Raw genomic sequence first — 17473 nt, forward strand, 5'->3', positions numbered from 1 at the left:
TATAATTAATCTGTTTTAATCCCTAAATTGCTTTTTTGCCCCCATATACCCAGCCGCAATTAAGAAACTTGGCTTGAAATTCGGTAAACGGCATGGGGCGATTGGGATAAATTGTATGGTGAGTGGGAGCACGATTTCCCCGACATCTCGACCATCAGCAATGATGGCTATTCCAGAAGGCAATCGGGTTCCTGCTTCTATTTTATGGTAATGACCCGATAATGGTGCAAATTGTACGTCGCCAAAACTGGAGGCTCCTGTAATGGGTTCGGTGGGATAAACCAGTTCATCTACTACGACAATATCAATATCAGGACGGGGTAAACGGGGAGACTGACGATTTCCGAAGGCATAAAGGGTTTTGGGTAATATAAAATAGTTTGTTGATGACAGTGATTCACTCACACAAAATTTATGCTCAAAAATTAATTATTTTTACCATTAGCAATCATAAAAATTATGGCACAATTCAGCAAAACCTGGTGGGGCAAACGTTTTATTGATGCGCTGGAATCCTTTACTGATTCTGCCCGTCTGGGACGAGGACGCTCCTATGCTCGTAATGGCAAAATTAAAAGCTACGAAATTAAGGATGGTGTAATTACAGCCAAGGTGCGGGGGTCAGTGAATCCCTATTTTGGGGTTTATAAAGAGCCGACCTATAACACTAAAATTGAAATTAAAGCTATTTCGCGTCAGGATTGGTCAAAGGCGATCGCCTATCTTGGCTCTAAAGCTAGTTTAATTGCGAAGTTATTAATGAATGAGGTTCCTGATAATATTGATGAAGCTTTTTCGGAACTCAACTTACAACTTCTGCCCCGCGATCGCCGTGATTTTAAGACCACTTGTTCCTGTCCCGATTCGAGTAATCCCTGTAAACATATTGCAGGTGTTTATTATTTGGTTGCGTCGGAATTAGACCGCGATCCTTTTTTATTATTTGAACTGCGAGGCATCAGCCGCACCACTTTACAGCAGGAATTGGCTAAGTCTCCCCTAGGAAAATTACTGTCTGCTTCCTTTGATGAGTCGGAATTTGTTGCCCAGGCTGTACCGTCCTATTTTACTCAGCCGAAAACAGGGGCGACTCCGGCGGTGGGCGAATTGAAGGATTTTTGGTTAGGAGAAAAGCGCGTTCCTCAATCCTTAGAACCGATTACACCGGCGATCGTGCCAGCCCTTTTAGTGAAAAAAGGAGGCGATTTTCCCGCTTTTTGGACTCAGGACTCTTCTTTTCTTAGCATCATGGAAGAATTTTATGAACGGATCAGAGCAAAATTTACGATTAACTAATTTGCTTTTATTAGGTACTAAGTGGTTAATCACTTCAAATACATATTAGGCAAGGGGCTTAAGCCCCTTGTTACAGATTTTTTAGTAAAATCATCATCTAATTTAAATGCACGATCGCTTATGCTGACAATTACTTTTGTGTTCTTAAAGTTAGTAATCAATAATGGGAATCCATTCATAACCATTAATAATGCCTTGAAAATACTCATTAATGGTGTCTCTCGGATAGGGTGCTACGCCATCTTCTCCAAACCATTTATCAAAAACCTGAACGGCTGCCGTCTGATCGCTGACAATGCCTTCCATATACTGCACTAGGGCATAATTCACCAAATTACGCCAGTCCGAATCATCTTTCGGCAAAGAACAGGCATAGGACTCATACTGATAGGGCAGGGTAGGAACGACGACTAAACTTTTAGGATTTTTAGCTCCTTTTTTTAAGCCTTCTAGAACAATGCCATCCCCAGCAAAGGCTTCAATTTCGCCCTTTTCTAATTTAGCCAGTCCATCACTTTGATCCTGTACTGCTACTAATTGGGCAGCCGGTTGTTGAAGTTTGATCGCCCGTTCATTAGTTGTATTGGGAATGACACCTACTTTTCTACCGGCTAAAGATTCTAGGGATTCCATGCCGGACTTGGGATTGGTTAAAATCTTCGTGCCATCGGCAAAATAACTGACCGAAAAATCCACTTCTTGGGTTCGTTTCCAGGTAAAGGTAGTAGAAGCACACTCAACGTCAATAGTGCCATTTTTGATTTTATTAAAGCGATCGCCGGCTGTTGCTTCAATGAGATTCAGTTTAATGGGCTTGCCGAGTTGTTTTTCTGCCTGTTTGCGAATCAGTTCTAAAATGTCCACTGAATAACCGACCCACTGACCCTTCTTGTCCAGATAGCCAAAAGGAACCGCATCCTTACGAGTGCCAGCATTGATCGTGCCTGTCTGTTTAATCCGATCTAGCACCGTTCCCGCCCAACTCGGTGTCGGAATTGAGAGGGCGATTAGAACAGATAAGGCGACTAGGGCTTTTTTCATGGATTTGCTAGGGGAAATAACGCAATTGCTTTGACTGTGACTTTTAGACTTATGTTTCGAGAAAATCAACAATCTTGAGATGCTTGGTAACAGAAACGGTTAATTAACCCTTAAAATAAAGCCTACAAACCCTTCGCTTAACGCCCTATGGTGAATCAGGATTCTGCTTTTTGGTCTGACCTCCTTCAACAATTACTGGATCGCCAATCCCTTGACCAGTCCCAGGCGGCTCAATTGATGCTCGGTTGGTTAGACGAGGCGATCGCCCCTGTTCTATCCGGTGCAATTTTGGCGGCTCTTCAGGCAAAAGGAGTTTCAGCCAGTGAATTAGCGGGGATGGCCCAAATATTGCAAGCTCAATCTCTACCTTTTAGTATAGAAACGCGAACCATGCCATTAGTGGATACCTGTGGTACAGGAGGGGATGGCAGTTCTACCTTTAATATTTCCACCGCAGTGGCCTTTGTGACCGCCGCCGCCGGTGTAAAAGTGGCTAAACATGGCAATCGTTCCGCCTCCAGTAAGGTGGGTTCAGCCGATGTGTTGGAGTCTTTGGGCATTAATTTGAGTGCTGATCCCGCTAAAGTTGCGGCAGCCGTGGAAACGGTGGGCATTACCTTTCTCTTTGCTCCAGGTTGGCATCCGGCCCTGAAAAGTGTGGCCACTCTGCGAAAAACTTTAAAAATTAGAACTATTTTTAATTTATTGGGGCCGTTAGTAAATCCTTTACGACCCACCGGCCAGGTAATTGGGGTTTATAGTGATCGATTTTTAACGGTAATGGCCGACGCTCTACAACGATTGGGCATTGAACAGGCCATCATTGTGCATGGACGGGAACGCCTTGATGAGGCCGGTTTAGGCGATCGCACTGATATGGCTTTATTGAATGGAGAAAGTCGGTCGGTTGCCACCCTTGATCCTCAACAATTGGGTTTAACACCGGCATCGCTAGAATCCTTAAAAGGGGGAGAAGTGGCAGAAAATGTCAGGATTTTAACCCAGGTTTTACAGGGCAAAGGAACCTTAGCTCAAACTGAGGCGGTGGCCTTGAATGCGTCCCTGGCTTTACAGGTGGGCAAAGCTGTGACCTGGGGAGATCATCCACAGGGAATTGCGATCGCCAAGGATATTTTAGCTAGTGGCGCAGCCTGGCAGACCTTAGAGCATCTCGTTAAATTTCTCTTGCTGTAAAATTTTCGTTGATTACATCTGACGCGAGCTCGAAAGCCCTATCGTACCGTTTTCACAGGATAATCTATCAACGAATTATACTCTAAACGGCTAAGAAATGGACTTCCCGCAAAAAGGGCTGAAATCCTCATCTGATAAAGATTTTAGGCATTTTCAAAAAGTTAAGCTCCAACCCGTTCAGAGTATATTTACAGGTAGAAAATTTGTCCACCGTCTTAGCAAGATGTTGTCCTTGCCCGTTGAATATGTGGATGAAAGATTAACTTCTGTGGAGGCAGAAAACAAATTAGGGCTTGCTGAAAAAAGCTGAAACCTTTACGGAGAAAAATAGTAGGCGAATTAAGAACCGCTAGAATGCACGAAAATAGGGTAGAATGCCTCAAAACCATTGCATTAAGAAGAGAGAAAGCAGATGTACCGAAAGCAACAGTACTCAATTGAAACACCAGAAAACTTGAAAAATCTGTTCGGCGGGCAGTTAGACGAAGAAAATCGTTGGATAGAAATGTCAAAAATGATTCTTTGGGAAGAATATGAGGAAGAATATGCAAAAAACTTCACAGAAAAAAAAGGAGCCCCAGCCAAATCATTTAGAATGGCATTAGGAGCATTAATTATCAAAGAAATTTCAGGAAAAAGTGACAGAGAAACAGTAGAACAAATAAAAGAGAACCCTTATTTACAGTACTTTATAGGAATGGAAAGCTATAGTAGCAAAGAAGCATTTAATGCGTCAATGATGGTTCATTTTCGTAAAAAAATAGGAATGGAATTAATAAATAAAATTAATAAAGAAATAGAAAAAAAAGCGACGGGTGTAGCGTCAGAAAAAAAAGAAAATGAAGGAAAGTTATTGTTAGATGCGACTTGTACACCAGCAGATATAAAATATCCAACGGATATAGGAATATTGAATGATGCAAGAGAAAAAACAGAAAAAATAATAGATAAGCTGTATGAAGAAATAAAAGAGAAAAGGAAAGAAAAGCCGAGGACTTATAGGGAAGTGGCAAGAAAAGAGTACTTAGCCATAGCAAAAAAACGTCGTGTGTCAAAAAAAGAAAGAAGAAAAGGAACAAAAAAACAACTAGGATATATAAAAAGAAACTTGTCTCATATAGAAAAAATGATAGAAGAGGGAGCAAAGTTAGAAAAACTAACGAAAAAAGAGCAAGAAGAGCTTGTAACGATAGGAAAAGTGTATGAGCAACAGTTAGAAATGTATGAAAAAAAGACAAATAAAGTAGAAAACAGAATTGTGAGTGTAAGCCAACCTCACGTGCGTCCAATAGTGCGTGGAAAAGCGGGAAAAGCAGTAGAGTTTGGAGCTAAAATATCGGCAAGTAATGTGAATGGCTTTGTCTTCTTAGACAAATTAAGTTGGGATAATTACAACGAATCGGGAGATTTACAAGCGCGAATAGAAGAATATAAAAGGGAAACAGGATGTTATCCGGAATCGGTTCATGTGGATAAAATCTATCGAACAAAAGCGAATCGAGCTTATTGTAAAGAAAGGGATATAAGAATGAGTGGTCCCCGATTGGGAAGACCGCCGAAAGAGGTGAGCAAAGAAAAAAAGAAAGAGGCACGCTCAGATGAAAGAGTGCGTAATGCCATTGAGGGTAAATTCGGACAGGGAAAGAGGAAATTTAGTCTTGGTCGAGTGATGGCCAAACTACCTGAGACCTCGGAAACGGTAATTGCGATGAACTTTTTGGTAATGAATCTTTCTACTCTACTTCAGAAGACAAAAAGTAAAAAGTTGTAGAGTCGTTTTTCTTGTGAAAAATGGTGTTAATTTTCCTCTCTTTTGTGAGGAGTGATTTGTGTTGACCTTTTTAGACAGAAAGGAACAATAGATTAAACAAAATCTGTATTTTGATTTGTTTCCATAAGGATAAGTTATCTATGCTTTTTCAGTCCATACTTCCCTAACCCACATTTCTTTCGTTTTTTGACTTTTTCAGCAAGCCCAAATTAAAGGCACAAAAACGATTTTCGACTTGGAACAAGGGCTTAATTGATCAACAGGCTGCTCAGATTATTTTGCAACAATGGTTGGATCAACGGAGGCTGGGGAGGTAGGGGGACTAGGGAGATGGGGAGATGGGGAAGATGGAGCTGACTTTTCCCGTTAAGTCCAAAATCCAGCAATGCAAACTTCTAGAGGCTTTATCTGGCAAGGGTTTGAGTAATGATTCTCTTGACAGGAAAAAAATATTCTGAAGCCATCATCCCGCTTATCGTTCAAATTTCAAAAACAAAGGATGAAGGGAGTATGAGACTGTAAAATGGAGAAAATCTTAAAGGGCAGGTCAAAAAATGTTGGAATGGTGGACAAAAAACTTTGCCAGTTGTGAATTGGGAGACGAGAGGCTAAACAATCGTGCCTTCTCGATTGGGAAAAAGTTAAGTGAGGGGTTTGGAAAAGCCTTATCAGAAGTGTTTAAGGGAGGAAACGAGTTAAAGAGGGCCTATGAATTTTTGGGAATCCGAAAACAGACTTTGTCAAGATAATAGAGCCGCACTGTGAAATGACAACTGCCGCCGTAGAAGAATATAAGATAATGCTATCAGTCGGAGATACGACCTTCTTAGATTATCGCAATATCAAGGAAAAAAGGGAAGGGTATGGGCCGACTGGAAAAGGAGGGAATGGATTAATACTGCATAGTGCTTTAGCAATTGAGCCAGAAAAAGGACAAGTATTAGGTTTATTATGGCAAAAACTGTGGAATAGGGAGGTAAAAGAAAAGCCCCCAACAGATGAAACGGCGAAGCAGAAAAAAGAAAGACAGAAAGAACAAAGAAAAGCAGCTCGTCAAAGACCATTTGAGGAAAAAGAATCCTACAAATGGGTAGAGGCTCTAAACACCTGTGAGAAACAGGTAGAAAGTTCAACGAGGGTAATTCATGTATTTGACAGAGAAGGAGATGTTTCAGAAGTCTTTGACTCAGTGCGTCAACTCAAGCATACAGGAGTGCTGGTCAGAGCGTCTCATAATCGTAGTTTAGACAAAAATAGTGAACGACTTTGGCAACATTTGGAATCAGAACCGATTCGTTTTCATCAAGAAATCGAGATTCCGAGTACAGGAAAAAGAAAAGCACGGAAGGTTAAGCTTGCCGTCCGATTTTGCTCAGTTAATCTACGAACTCCCTATCGTTTTGATAATCGTGACCCGTTGAATGTCTATGCTGTTTATGCGACAGAAATCGATTGTCCCGAAGGCGAAACTCCTTTATCTTGGATGCTTCTGACTACAGAAGTTGTTGAGACTATTGAGATGGCTGTCACTATTCTTCGTTGGTACACCTACCGATGGCGGGTTGAAGAATTTCATAAAGTCCTTAAGTCTGGTTGTCAGAGTGAGCGTTATCGACTTGCCTCTGATGGAATGAAAACTCTTTTGGGTTTTTTAAGTGTCATTGCTGTTGAACTTTTACACGTTACTTATCTTCATCGTACCCAGCCCGATGCTCTCGCGATTGAAATTCTTAATCCTCTTCAACTTCAGGTGTTAAAAGCAGCCGCCTCTCAAAAACTTCCCCCTATTTTGACTGTTGCTTGGGCTGTCGAGTCTGTTGCTTTTCTTGGTGGTTATCTTGAACATCGTCGTAAAACTCCTCTCGGTATCCAAGTCCTTTGGCGCGGTTGGTTGAAGTTGCATGACCTTTGCCAAGGCTGGCAGCTTGCAATCCGCACTTAACGGGAAAAGTCAGGAAGATGGAGGGGATAAGGATGTCAAGATCTGGTTTTAGGAAAATAGTACAAAATCGTTTATCTTCACGGTAAGGGACGATCGCTTTTTTCTTAATCAGGGGAGGAGCAATCGCTGTTTATCTTCACAGTAAGGGGTGATCGCTTTTTTCTTGACATTAAGGGGCGATCACTTTCATAAACCTCATCGTCTGTGCTAACCAATTCTAGTGAGATTTTAGGTTTCCCTTTGTCAACCAAACCAACAGATCGGCGATCAAACTAGAAGTGAAGGACGGTTTTCCGAGGAAGATTGTTGTTGGTTGATTGCGGAAAAGTTGAGGAAGAAGGGAATTTTTGATTGAGGTGGGGAGGGTTAATGGGGAGATGAGGGGAAAAGCTCTCATTTTTACAATAAATTAACAGTTAATTTTTTCCGTTATTTTATTCTCCATAATGCGTTTTTGCACGGTGAATATAGATCAATTTTTGTTCATCATCAACTGTGTAAACAATACGATCTTTATAAACGGATAGAGAAGAAGCCAGCAAGGTCTCCAGTCAATTTTTTACCAATATAAGGATTTGTGATAAGCGTATCTTGGATGATTTTTTTGAGTTTTTGCTTTAGTTTAGGTGTAAGTTTTGAAATATCTTTTTTGACCTCTTTGGTAAAGCGAACGTCATAAATCATCAATCAATGTCTCCCAACACTTCATCTAAAGAGTAGGTTTCATTATTAATTATTTGTTGTAGGGATCTTTCTAGACTTTCTCTAAATCCAGGAATTGAAAGTAATTCTAAGGTTTCTTGTAAGCTCTCATAGTTTTTTTGTGAGATCAAAACAGCCGAACTATCAGCAATCTCTATTTGATAGGATTTATTTTCTTCTGTGACTAATTTAACTAGGTTCATTAAATCTTCTTGGGCGGCAGTAACGGTTAGTTTTTCCATTTTGTTGGTTTCCTCTTTTTGTTTTTAGCGTAGCAAATTATAGATACCTTTTTTGGGGAGTGGGAGGCGATCGCACTGTGAATGGGTTAAAGGGGTGATCGCTTGATTTAGCCACTCGTTAGTTGTAGTAACCTACGCTTTTTCCTTCTGGAATCGCTAAAAGCCATTTATAATAGTGTTTTGATCTGGCTAATTTATAATAAGCCTATGCCAAGGAAAATTAGAGAGTTAAGATCCGCGCTCTCAAAAGCGGGATTTCAGGTTATTAGAACTAAGGGAAGCCATCAAAGGTGAGTTCATCCACTTTTACCAGAGTTCCCGATCACGATCGCGGGGCAAGATGGGGATGATGCGAAAGCGTATCTTGAGAAACTGGTAAAGACTGCGTTAAATACGCTAAAGGAGAGAGAATGATGAATTATAAATACCGCGTTAATGTTGTCTGGTCTGATGAAGATGATTGCTATTTGGTGGAGTTACCTGAATTTAGCCACCCACTACAGCAATATTTTACCCATGGCGACACCTATGAAGAAGCGATCGCAAATGCTCAGGAGGTATTGGAATTACTGATTGAGGATTATGAGGCGACGGGTAAGCTTTTGCCTGTTCCCCAAACAGTTCAGACTGTATCGTGATTTTCATGAATACTTTGCATTTTATTTTCTGATTAGCAGTTTTCTAGAGAGGGTTGAGGGGGAGGCGATCATATTAACTCAAAATGATCGCATTGTATAAAAACAGAATTGGAACTGCGATCGCCTAATCAAAAATGATGGCCTTGGTTAAAAATCGAGTTATGATAGAGTGTAAATAGTTGCGTTTCTTAAATCAAGAGAGAAGAGAGGCGATCCCCTATTATAATCGGCTAATAAGACAAGAAAGTTAAGGAAAATGAGTCAAGTCAGTATTCAATATTTATCTGATGAAAGTGGCGAAACGATCGCTGCTGTTGTTCCTATTGGCCTGTGGCGCGAGATTGAGTCTGAACGAGAAACGGCTTATTTGTTAAGCAGTGACGTAATGAGGGAAAGACTTTTGTCAGCGAAAAGTCGTCAGGGGGGGATGAAGTTGGAGGAAGTCTGTGAAAAACTTGGAATTTGATCGGTTGGCTTTTGAAGACTTGGCGGCGTTGCTGACTTGAGGTATGAATCTCTAAAGATGCAATTTTTAAAACATTGACTCACACTGGTTTCTAGATGTATGCAAAATTCTATTTCATACCCTGATTAAGCAACGCCGACTTGGCTTGGTGGGTTGAGTATGACCGCAAGCAGGCTTTAAAAATTATTAAGCTGATTCAGGAAGTTCAACGCGATCCTTTTCAAGGAATTGGTAAGCCTGAAAAGTTAAAGCATGATTTATCGGGTTGTTGGTCGAGAAGAATTGATAAGGAACATCGTTTAGTTTATGAGGTTTTAGAGGATAAAATTAGGATTCTTTCTTGTCGATTTCATTACTAATTCAATGTTCTTACGGAAATGGTGATCGCATTTTATAAATACAGAATTTGTAACGGTGATCGCGTTTATAAACTTCATCGTTCGTGCGAAACAATTCTAGTAGAATGTGGGGTTTCTCTTTGTCAACCTAACCTACAGATCGGAGATCGCGCTAAAATAAAGAATAAGAATTCAAATTATACTCAAAGCCAATGGCTATCGATAGCACCAGATTAATTATCAGTTCTTCTGATATTCGACAGGGCAAACCCCGCATTGCTGGAACTAGTATAACGGTTCATCGTATTGCGATTTGGTATAAGTTGGGATACAGTGCGGAGGAAATTGTCGATCAATATTCCCATCTCAATTTAGCTCAAGTTTATGCGGCGTTAGCCTATTATCACTCGCACCAATCTATTATTGATGCTGAAATTGCGGCTGATGAGCAACAAGAGAAACGCCTTGAAGCAGAATATTTACAAACTCAGAAAGTTCCATTATGAAAATTCGTCTTTATTTAGATGAGGATGCAATGGCTGAAGATTTGGTCAGGGCGTTACTGAGTCGTGGGGTTGATTTAACAACAGCTAATTTGGAGGGGATGATTGAACGGGATGATCGGGAGCATCTTGATTATGCGATAAGTCAGGGTAGGGTTTTATATTCTTACAATGTCGGTGATTATCTTGCTCTTCATCGTCAGTATTTACAGGAAAATAAATTTCATCAGGGAATTATTTTAACCCAACAACAAAAATATAGTATTGGTGAGCAAATGCGGCGAATTTTAAGATTGATTGGTGCTTTGTCTGCTGAAGAAATGGAGAATAGACTTGAGTTTTTGAGCGTTTGGAGCTAAATAATTATGATTTTTCTATGGCGATCGCTTACAAAAACAATCATTTTTGACTTTTGCCTTCCTCAACGATTTGCATGAATGGGTATGATCGCACTTTTAGGTTTAGATTGTGGGGCGATCGCATTTTATAAAACCCAAATAGGAACCGTGATCGCTTTTTATAAAAACACAAGAGGAACGGCGATCGCTTTAATAAACTTCATCGTGTGTGCCAACAGATTCTAAAAGAATTGCTTGTTTGTTTTCATGCTCAACAAATTTAAAGATAATCCTAAGATCGTAACCTGCACTGCAAGCATAGGATTCTTTCAGTTCTCCTTTTAATTTATGGCTTCTTAGTCTAGGGTGAAAAGGATTAAGTTGTAATAATTCTAAGGTGTCTTGAATATTTTGAGCTAAAAAAGGTTGTTTTTTGACGATTTTACGAGCGTTTCTAATAAAAATATTTGAACGCAATAAAACAAAACTCACGCAAGAATTTCCTCCATAATTTGTTGAGGGGTAGCGGGTTGACATTGACCCTGGGCATATTCTTGTTGGGCTTCGTAAACGTCTTTAACTAATTCTGTTCTTTTTTGGTCTCGCAGGCGATTTTTCAAAATGTGAATAAGGTTTTCTTGATCTTCTAGGGGAAGTTGTTCTGTTGCGTCTAATATTTCTGCAAAAGTTGCTTTGGTCATTGTTTTAGCTACTTAGGGTAGTTTTACGCCTAAATTGTAGCAGTTATTGGGTTGGCAGATGTCATATTGTGGATAATTGAACTTTATTTTCTAAATTTAAAAAGAGTATTTAACCTCTTTTAAATGAAAGGAGTGATCGCATATTATAAAAATAGAATTAGAATTAGAATGGCGATCAGATTTTATAAAAAGAGAATAGGGATGGCGATCGCACTAATCTAAAATGATCGCTTTTTATGCAAATAGAATTTAGAACGGTGATCGCTTTCTATAACAATAGAATGGAAATGGCGATCGCACTTTTATCCCAAGAATTTTGAGTAAGAGATCGCACTTCTATCCTAAAAGTTTTTGTCGGACGATTTTGAAGTCATTTTAGCCATCAAACCTACCAGAAAATGGGAACTAATCCAGACGTAGTAATATTTTGATCGCAAGTTAATAAAGTTACGATTTCTCCTTGATGTGCCAAGATTAGCACAGTTGAAACAATTTGTCGGTCGTGCATTTCAGTAATGGCAGATAGACTGAGACTCTCTTGAATGATAGCTTTATCTAGAGGATATATGAATAATCGAAGATCAGCATTTACTGCATTTAGTAATGCTACAACTGAAGGAATCGACGTTCTACCTCGCTCAACAATCCAAGCCGCTTCTGCTAAGGCTATGGCTGGCAAAATTAATTGACTGGTCGGGTCAGAAAGAACATTTTTGGCATTTTCTCCTAAGCGAGAATTACCTTCCAAAAACCAGATTAAGGCGTGGGTATCAACAACATATTTCATCAGGCTATGACCAATCTAAATTGTCATCTGAATCGCCGTGAAATTCTGAACTAAATAAATCATTCTCGGTAGATTGATTCGCACCTCCGAACATTCCAAAATACATCAACTGTTGAGTTTTAAGGTCGGGTTCAGTTGTCAAAAATGTGACAATGACAGGACTTTCTTTGATCCGATTAGGACTTTCTAAGAGTTCAATTTGTCCCTGTTTATAAATCCCTTTTACTGACTGTAACATAGTCTTGGCTTTCCTCATCGCTAGTTGTTAATATTTTAACCTTTATTAGTTATTTTAGTTAGAGGTGAGAAGTCATCACGGAAATGCGATCGCAGATTCAAGCTTTATCTCTCCCTCAACTGGAGGCTTTAGGTGAGGCATTGTTAGATTTTACGAAACCCGACGATTTACATGAATGGATACGATCGCACTCTTAGACTTGGATCGTGGGGCGATCGCTTTTTATAAAATACAAAATTGGAATGGCGATCGCTTTTTTATAAAATTACAATTAGAACGGCGATCGCATTTCTGTTAGGCCCCATTTGGTAGCAAAGCTCGGTCATTAATGATACAGTTTTTTTAATGTTCGATAACACTTGTAAATTCCTCGCTGAGAGCTTTTCTGAAGATTTTGCTTCCTGGTTACTGGGTACACCTGTAGCCATGACCCGACTCAGCCCGTCTGAACTGTCCCTTGAGCCGATTCGAGCGGATGCTTTGATTTTGCTGAATTCTGATAATTTTGTCCTTCATCTTGAGTTTCAGACCGAACCAGACCCCACAATGGGCTTCAGAATGGCAGATTACCGTCTGAGAGTTTTTCGGCGTTTTCCAACAAAACAAATGCGCCAAGTGGTCATTTATCTGACCCGTTCAAAATCGGAATTAGTTTATCAAAACCTGTTTGAGATTCCTGGCACTCGTCATGAATTTGAGGTCATTCGGTTGTGGGAACAATCCACTCAACCATTTCTGAAAGCGACAGGATTGTTACCTTTAGCTGTACTGACACAAACTTCGGATGCTGCTCAAACGTTGCGTCAGGTGGCCGCAAGAATTGAGGCGATTCCAGAATTAAGGGTGCAGAGTAATGTGGCTGCGTCCACAGGGATTCTGGCAGGGCTATTATTGAAGAGGGACTTCATCAATCAGATTTTACGGAGAGACATTATGCAACAGTCTGTAATTTATCAAGATATTCTCCAAGAAGGGGAAGAAAGAGGTGAACGATCGCTCGTCCTGCGCCAACTTACACGACGGATTGGTGAAGTGTCCCCAGAAAGGCGATCGCAGATTCAAGCCTTATCTCTCCCTCAACTGGAGGCTTTGGGTGAGGCATTGTTGGATTTTACGAAACCCGAAGATTTGCATGAATGGATACGATCGCACTCTTAGACTTGGATCGTGGGGCGATCGCATTTTATAAAAAAATAATAGAAACAGTGATCGCTTTTGAGAAAAACAAAATTAGAACGGCGATCGCATTTCTGTTCATCCGTGTCAACTTAAAGGAATGGGTTCCCAAATTTGTTGATTGAGAGCGGCCTTTTCTCGATGTCGCTTTCTCTCAGCTTTGACCAAACCAAATAACTTAGCACGTTCAGCCAGATAGGTTACTGTATCAGGCTTTTCTCCTCTAGCAATAGCCTTCGCTACATAGTATAGACTCCGAAACACCATCTCTACTGAGATTTTTTCTTTCGGTTGATTTAGAGCAATCGCCACTTCCCCTACCAATTGATTTAAGACCGTATAGAAAATCAAAGTGCAAATAATCTGGATTTGGACACCATTCTTATTCCCTACCCATAAATAGGCTAGTCCTAAAAGTCTTTTCGTTAATAAAAAGGCTTCTTCGATTGTCCATCGTCTTCGATATAAATCACAGACCTCTTCGGCGGACAGTTGTTCGGGAGACAACACATTTGTTAAATAGGGCTTGCTGAAAAAAGCTGAAACCTTTACGGAGAAAAATAGTAGGCGAATTAAGAACCGCTAGAATGCACGAAAATAGGGTAGAATGCCTCAAAACCATTGCATTAAGAAGAGAGAAAGCAGATGTACCGAAAGCAACAGTACTCAATTGAAACACCAGAAAACTTGAAAAATCTGTTCGGCGGGCAGTTAGACGAAGAAAATCGTTGGATAGAAATGTCAAAAATGATTCCCTGGGAAGAATATGAGGAAGAATATGCAAAAAACTTCACAGAAAAAAAAGGAGCCCCAGCCAAATCATTTAGAATGGCATTAGGAGCATTAATTAGGGCTTGCTGAATAAGGATAAAATCCTTGCTAGACAATACTTTCAGGCATTTTACAAACGATCAGATGCAAGGTTATGGCATTTGGAGGCTCAAAATCCATGCACTTTGCTGGAAAAATATGAGGTAAAACTGGAAACTGATCTCTGAAGTCACCATTTTTCGCGCCCTGTGGCATCTAGGTTCGTTTTGTGGACTTTTTCAGCAAGCCCTAATTATCAAAGAAATTTCAGGAAAAAGTGACAGAGAAACAGTAGAACAAATAAAAGAGAACCCTTATTTACAGTACTTTATAGGAATGGAAAGCTATAGTAGCAAAGAAGCATTTAATGCGTCAATGATGGTTCATTTTCGTAAAAAAATAGGAATGGAATTAATAAATAAAATTAATAAAGAAATAGAAAAAAAAGCGACGGGTGTAGCGTCAGAAAAAAAAGAAAATGAAGGAAAGTTATTGTTAGATGCGACTTGTACACCAGCAGATATAAAATATCCAACGGATATAGGAATATTGAATGATGCCAGAGAAAAAACAGAAAAAATAATAGATAAGCTGTATGAAGAAATAAAAGAGAAAAGGAAAGAAAAGCCGAGGACTTATAGGGAAGTGGCAAGAAAAGAGTACTTAGCCATAGCAAAAAAACGTCGTGTGTCAAAAAAAGAAAGAAGAAAAGGAACAAAAAAACAACTAGGATATATAAAAAGAAACTTGTCTCATATAGAAAAAATGATAGAAGAGGGAGCAAAGTTAGAAAAACTAACGAAAAAAGAGCAAGAAGAGCTTGTAACGATAGGAAAAGTGTATGAGCAACAGTTAGAAATGTATGAAAAAAAGACAAATAAAGTAGAAAACAGAATTGTGAGTGTAAGCCAACCTCACGTGCGTCCAATAGTGCGTGGAAAAGCGGGAAAAGCAGTAGAGTTTGGAGCTAAAATATCGGCAAGTAATGTGAATGGCTTTGTCTTCTTAGACAAATTAAGTTGGGATAATTACAACGAATCGGGAGATTTACAAGCGCGAATAGAAGAATATAAAAGGGAAACAGGATGTTATCCGGAATCGGTTCATGTGGATAAAATCTATCGAACAAAAGCGAATCGAGCTTATTGTAAAGAAAGGGATATAAGAATGAGTGGTCCCCGATTGGGAAGACCGCCGAAAGAGGTGAGCAAAGAAAAAAAGAAAGAGGCACGCTCAGATGAAAGAGTGCGTAATGCCATTGAGGGTAAATTCGGACAGGGAAAGAGGAAATTTAGTCTTGGTCGAGTGATGGCCAAACTACCTGAGACCTCGGAAACGGTAATTGCGATGAACTTTTTGGTAATGAATCTTTCTACTCTACTTCAGAAGACAAAAAGTAAAAAGTTGTAGAGTCGTTTTTCTTGTGAAAAATGGTGTTAATTTTCCTCTCTTTTGTGAGGAGTGATTTGTGTTGACCTTTTTAGACAGAAAGGAACAATAGATTAAACAAAATCTGTATTTTGATTTGTTTCCATAAGGATAAGTTATCTATGCTTTTTCAGTCCATACTTCCCTAACCCACATTTCTTTCGTTTTTTGACTTTTTCAGCAAGCCCTAAATACTGATACCAGATTGTTCCCCATAATACTGAGACTAATCTCACCGGATGCTTGCAAGGATTAGAACGGTAATTTCCCATAATGATAATCTCATCTCTGTAATGACTACCTTGAGACAATACTTGTTTGGTTTTGTAAGATGTACCCGCTCTAAATCTGGTTAGAAAAAACTTTTTAGCTTCTGTTAACAAATCAAACCACACAAAGCTAAAAAATCCCATATCTACGAGAATTAAACCATTTTCTGGTAATTTAGCTGCCAATTCTTCACACCATATTTTATCATTTGATTTATCATTTTCTGTGTACCATAAAGTAACGGGTCTTTGGGTAAAGGCTTCCACTACCATCATTATTTTACCCCCCAATTTACTCTTTTCTTCTTTACTTATTTTCATATTTTTCCTTATCTGCTCTAGCGTTGAGCCATCTGCTATCCACACTGCACTAAACTTTTCTCTTATTTTTTCCCATTTTTCTCCTACTTGGAGCTTCTTCCCTTTTTCGGCTGCTTTTTCTAACACTCCTTTTAGTAATATTGCAAATATTTCGGCTGGCACATTCATCATTCTTTTTGATACTGCCTGTTTGCTTACTTTTAATGATGCTACCCATAGCAATCCCTCTTCCTCTAACAGTCTTACCGCTTCACTTATACCCGCTATTTGACGATACACTATACTTAACACTAATGCCACCATTACTGGTAAATTTAACACCCTATCTCTCATCATTTTCTCATGAGTTCCCTGTAAATATTTTAATGGTGTAAACATTGTGGGTTCTAGTAATTCAAACAACTCTTTTGTTATTTCAGGGATTTCTACCCCTGGCTGATTTGTCTTACGACGTAAGTCTGGGTTTCCTTTTCTCCGAGGATGTTGTCTTGCCATTTGTTTTTTGCTCACTTTTTTATATACTAACCTTTTTTTCAGCCTACTCTTACTTCCGCCTGCTTTTAGGCTAATCTTTTGTGAGTAGGCATTTTGGCTTAAGTTGACACCAATGATTTCTGTTAGGCCCCATTTGGTAGCAAAGCTCGGTCATTAATGATACAGTTTTTTAATGTTCGATAACACTTGTAAATTCCTCGCTGAGAGCTTTTCTGAAGATTTTGCGTCCTGGTTACTGGGTACACCTGTCACCATGACCCGACTCAGCCCGTCTGAACTGTCCCTTGAGCCGATTCGAGCGGATGCTTTGATTTTGCTGAATTCTGATAATTTTGTCCTTCATATTGAGTTTCAGACCGAACCAGACCCCACAATGGGCTTCAGAATGGCAGATTACCGTCTGAGAGTTTTTCGGCGTTTTCCGACAAAACAAATGCGTCAAGTGGTCATTTATTTGACCCGTTCAAACTCGGAATTAGTTTATCAAAATGTGTTTGAGATTCCTGGCACTCGTCATGAATTTGAGGTCATTCGGTTATGGGAGCAACCCACTCAATCGTTTCTGGAAGCGAGGGGATTATTGCCTTTGGCGGTACTGACACAAACTTCGGATGCTGCTCAAACGTTGCGTCAGGTGGCCGCAAGAATTGAGGCGATTCCAGAATTAAGGGTGCAGAGTAATGTGGCTGCGTCCACGGGGATTCTGGCAGGGCTATTATTGAAGAGGGACTTCATCAATCAGATTTTACGGAGAGACATTATGCGGCACTGGTATCG

20 protein-coding genes and 7 pseudogenes are annotated in these 17473 nt (G+C 39.8%); 17 read left to right on the forward strand and 10 right to left on the reverse strand.

Annotation, left to right across the window (positions count from 1 at the left end):
- Positions 1-15: 15 nt before the first annotated feature.
- A complete protein-coding gene (locus KA717_13320; GenBank protein UXE63509.1) occupies positions 16-405 on the reverse strand; it encodes a hypothetical protein in 390 nt (129 codons plus the stop codon).
- 54 nt (positions 406-459) lie between these two features.
- On the opposite strand from KA717_13320, the gene KA717_13325 reads away from it, so the two are divergent.
- Positions 460-1296 carry an SWIM zinc finger family protein gene (locus KA717_13325; protein ID UXE63510.1) on the forward strand — a complete coding sequence of 279 codons (837 nt, stop codon included), beginning with the start codon at positions 460-462 and terminating at the stop codon, positions 1294-1296.
- 150 nt (positions 1297-1446) lie between these two features.
- Here the strand turns inward: KA717_13325 and KA717_13330 are convergent, their stop codons facing one another.
- Positions 1447-2337, reverse strand: a complete 891-nt coding sequence (locus tag KA717_13330) for an amino acid ABC transporter substrate-binding protein (GenBank protein ID UXE63511.1) — start codon at positions 2335-2337, stop codon at positions 1447-1449.
- Between the two features lie 150 nt (positions 2338-2487).
- Between KA717_13330 and trpD the strand changes: the two genes are divergently transcribed.
- The 6 genes and pseudogenes from trpD to KA717_13360 all read left to right on the forward strand — a co-directional run bounded on the left by trpD (position 2488) and on the right by KA717_13360 (position 7244).
- Positions 2488-3531, forward strand: a complete 1044-nt coding sequence (trpD, locus tag KA717_13335; GenBank protein ID UXE63512.1) for an anthranilate phosphoribosyltransferase — start codon at positions 2488-2490, stop codon at positions 3529-3531.
- Between the two features lie 97 nt (positions 3532-3628).
- A complete protein-coding gene (locus KA717_13340) occupies positions 3629-3841 on the forward strand; it encodes a hypothetical protein (protein ID UXE63513.1) in 213 nt (70 codons plus the stop codon).
- Positions 3842-3943: 102 nt separating this feature from the next.
- A pseudogene (locus tag KA717_13345) lies at positions 3944-5281 on the forward strand (IS5 family transposase).
- Positions 5282-5499: 218 nt separating this feature from the next.
- A pseudogene (locus KA717_13350) lies at positions 5500-5619 on the forward strand (Holliday junction resolvase RuvX).
- A gap of 237 nt (positions 5620-5856) precedes the next feature.
- Positions 5857-6051, forward strand: a complete 195-nt coding sequence (locus tag KA717_13355) for a transposase (GenBank protein UXE63514.1) — start codon at positions 5857-5859, stop codon at positions 6049-6051.
- Between the two features lie 17 nt (positions 6052-6068).
- On the forward strand, positions 6069-7244 hold the full coding sequence (locus tag KA717_13360) for an IS4 family transposase (GenBank protein ID UXE63515.1): 1176 nt from the start codon (positions 6069-6071) through the stop codon (positions 7242-7244).
- A gap of 513 nt (positions 7245-7757) precedes the next feature.
- Here KA717_13360 and KA717_13365 read toward each other — a convergent pair.
- A complete protein-coding gene (locus KA717_13365; GenBank protein UXE63516.1) occupies positions 7758-7928 on the reverse strand; it encodes a type II toxin-antitoxin system RelE/ParE family toxin in 171 nt (56 codons plus the stop codon).
- A complete protein-coding gene (locus tag KA717_13370; protein ID UXE63517.1) occupies positions 7928-8188 on the reverse strand; it encodes a type II toxin-antitoxin system Phd/YefM family antitoxin in 261 nt (86 codons plus the stop codon). Before KA717_13370 ends, KA717_13365 begins: the two co-directional genes overlap by 1 nt.
- A gap of 413 nt (positions 8189-8601) precedes the next feature.
- On the opposite strand from KA717_13370, the gene KA717_13375 reads away from it, so the two are divergent.
- The 5 genes from KA717_13375 (at position 8602) to KA717_13395 (ending at position 10492) form a co-directional block, all read left to right on the forward strand.
- Positions 8602-8826: a type II toxin-antitoxin system HicB family antitoxin gene (locus tag KA717_13375; protein UXE64652.1), complete on the forward strand. Its 225-nt coding sequence runs from the start codon at positions 8602-8604 to the stop codon at positions 8824-8826.
- 256 nt (positions 8827-9082) lie between these two features.
- Positions 9083-9292 carry a hypothetical protein gene (locus KA717_13380; protein ID UXE63518.1) on the forward strand — a complete coding sequence of 70 codons (210 nt, stop codon included), beginning with the start codon at positions 9083-9085 and terminating at the stop codon, positions 9290-9292.
- Positions 9293-9432: 140 nt separating this feature from the next.
- Positions 9433-9651, forward strand: a complete 219-nt coding sequence (locus tag KA717_13385; GenBank protein UXE63519.1) for a Txe/YoeB family addiction module toxin — start codon at positions 9433-9435, stop codon at positions 9649-9651.
- Between the two features lie 191 nt (positions 9652-9842).
- Entirely contained in the window at positions 9843-10136 is a 294-nt protein-coding gene (locus KA717_13390) for a DUF433 domain-containing protein (protein UXE63520.1), read from the forward strand.
- Complete coding sequence (locus KA717_13395; protein ID UXE63521.1) at positions 10133-10492, forward strand: DUF5615 family PIN-like protein; 360 nt, start codon at positions 10133-10135, stop codon at positions 10490-10492. Before KA717_13390 ends, KA717_13395 begins: the two co-directional genes overlap by 4 nt.
- Before the next feature lie 189 nt (positions 10493-10681).
- On the opposite strand, the gene KA717_13400 is transcribed toward KA717_13395, so the two are convergent.
- The 4 genes from KA717_13400 to KA717_13415 form a co-directional block, all read right to left on the reverse strand.
- On the reverse strand, positions 10682-11008 hold the full coding sequence (locus KA717_13400; protein ID UXE63522.1) for a type II toxin-antitoxin system YafQ family toxin: 327 nt from the start codon (positions 11006-11008) through the stop codon (positions 10682-10684).
- Entirely contained in the window at positions 10960-11172 is a 213-nt protein-coding gene (locus KA717_13405) for a hypothetical protein (protein ID UXE63523.1), read from the reverse strand. The genes KA717_13400 and KA717_13405 overlap by 49 nt, the downstream gene beginning before the upstream one ends.
- A gap of 388 nt (positions 11173-11560) precedes the next feature.
- Positions 11561-11959, reverse strand: coding sequence for a PIN domain-containing protein (locus KA717_13410; GenBank protein ID UXE63524.1), 399 nt, complete (start codon positions 11957-11959; stop codon positions 11561-11563).
- 4 nt (positions 11960-11963) lie between these two features.
- Positions 11964-12197 (reverse strand): hypothetical protein, encoded by a 234-nt coding sequence (locus tag KA717_13415; GenBank protein ID UXE63525.1) that lies wholly within the window; start codon positions 12195-12197, stop codon positions 11964-11966.
- A gap of 68 nt (positions 12198-12265) precedes the next feature.
- Here KA717_13415 and KA717_13420 point away from each other — a divergent pair.
- Positions 12266-12394 (forward strand): annotated as a pseudogene (locus KA717_13420) (DUF4351 domain-containing protein).
- 148 nt (positions 12395-12542) lie between these two features.
- The gene (locus KA717_13425) at positions 12543-13355 is read left to right on the forward strand and encodes an Rpn family recombination-promoting nuclease/putative transposase (GenBank protein ID UXE63526.1); all 813 of its coding nucleotides are present in this window, start codon (positions 12543-12545) and stop codon (positions 13353-13355) included.
- 105 nt (positions 13356-13460) lie between these two features.
- Here KA717_13425 and KA717_13430 read toward each other — a convergent pair.
- Positions 13461-13895: pseudogene (locus tag KA717_13430) on the reverse strand (transposase).
- Between the two features lie 123 nt (positions 13896-14018).
- On the opposite strand from KA717_13430, the pseudogene KA717_13435 reads away from it, so the two are divergent.
- Both KA717_13435 and KA717_13440 read left to right on the forward strand, forming a co-directional pair.
- A pseudogene (locus tag KA717_13435) lies at positions 14019-14222 on the forward strand (IS5/IS1182 family transposase).
- Between the two features lie 207 nt (positions 14223-14429).
- Positions 14430-15572, forward strand: a pseudogene (locus KA717_13440) (IS5 family transposase).
- A 155-nt stretch (positions 15573-15727) separates the two neighbouring features.
- Here KA717_13440 and KA717_13445 read toward each other — a convergent pair.
- Positions 15728-16711, reverse strand: a complete 984-nt coding sequence (locus tag KA717_13445; protein UXE63527.1) for a hypothetical protein — start codon at positions 16709-16711, stop codon at positions 15728-15730.
- A gap of 157 nt (positions 16712-16868) precedes the next feature.
- Between KA717_13445 and KA717_13450 the strand changes: the two are divergent.
- Positions 16869-17462: pseudogene (locus KA717_13450) on the forward strand (Rpn family recombination-promoting nuclease/putative transposase).
- Positions 17463-17473: the final 11 nt, after the last annotated feature.

The organism is Woronichinia naegeliana WA131 (genome assembly GCA_025370055.1).
Classification (GTDB): Bacteria; Cyanobacteriota; Cyanobacteriia; order Cyanobacteriales; family Microcystaceae; genus Woronichinia; species Woronichinia naegeliana.

What these genes read in the sequence shown, in the direction of transcription:
- KA717_13380 (UXE63518.1), top strand. Translation starts at nt 9,083, where the DNA reads ATGAGTCAAGTCAGTATTCAATATTTATCTGATGAAAGTGGCGAAACG.
- KA717_13375 (UXE64652.1), top strand. Translation starts at nt 8,602, where the DNA reads ATGAATTATAAATACCGCGTTAATGTTGTCTGGTCTGATGAAGATGAT.
- KA717_13415 (UXE63525.1), bottom strand. Translation starts at nt 12,197, where the DNA reads ATGTTACAGTCAGTAAAAGGGATTTATAAACAGGGACAAATTGAACTC.
- KA717_13355 (UXE63514.1), top strand. Translation starts at nt 5,857, where the DNA reads ATGTTGGAATGGTGGACAAAAAACTTTGCCAGTTGTGAATTGGGAGAC.
- KA717_13395 (UXE63521.1), top strand. Translation starts at nt 10,133, where the DNA reads ATGAAAATTCGTCTTTATTTAGATGAGGATGCAATGGCTGAAGATTTG.
- KA717_13410 (UXE63524.1), bottom strand. Translation starts at nt 11,959, where the DNA reads ATGAAATATGTTGTTGATACCCACGCCTTAATCTGGTTTTTGGAAGGT.
- KA717_13365 (UXE63516.1), bottom strand. Translation starts at nt 7,928, where the DNA reads ATGATTTATGACGTTCGCTTTACCAAAGAGGTCAAAAAAGATATTTCA.
- KA717_13325 (UXE63510.1), top strand. Translation starts at nt 460, where the DNA reads ATGGCACAATTCAGCAAAACCTGGTGGGGCAAACGTTTTATTGATGCG.
- KA717_13400 (UXE63522.1), bottom strand. Translation starts at nt 11,008, where the DNA reads ATGTCAACCCGCTACCCCTCAACAAATTATGGAGGAAATTCTTGCGTG.
- KA717_13425 (UXE63526.1), top strand. Translation starts at nt 12,543, where the DNA reads ATGTTCGATAACACTTGTAAATTCCTCGCTGAGAGCTTTTCTGAAGAT.
- KA717_13360 (UXE63515.1), top strand. Translation starts at nt 6,069, where the DNA reads ATGACAACTGCCGCCGTAGAAGAATATAAGATAATGCTATCAGTCGGA.
- KA717_13330 (UXE63511.1), bottom strand. Translation starts at nt 2,337, where the DNA reads ATGAAAAAAGCCCTAGTCGCCTTATCTGTTCTAATCGCCCTCTCAATT.
- KA717_13405 (UXE63523.1), bottom strand. Translation starts at nt 11,172, where the DNA reads ATGACCAAAGCAACTTTTGCAGAAATATTAGACGCAACAGAACAACTT.
- KA717_13390 (UXE63520.1), top strand. Translation starts at nt 9,843, where the DNA reads ATGGCTATCGATAGCACCAGATTAATTATCAGTTCTTCTGATATTCGA.
- KA717_13340 (UXE63513.1), top strand. Translation starts at nt 3,629, where the DNA reads ATGGACTTCCCGCAAAAAGGGCTGAAATCCTCATCTGATAAAGATTTT.
- KA717_13370 (UXE63517.1), bottom strand. Translation starts at nt 8,188, where the DNA reads ATGGAAAAACTAACCGTTACTGCCGCCCAAGAAGATTTAATGAACCTA.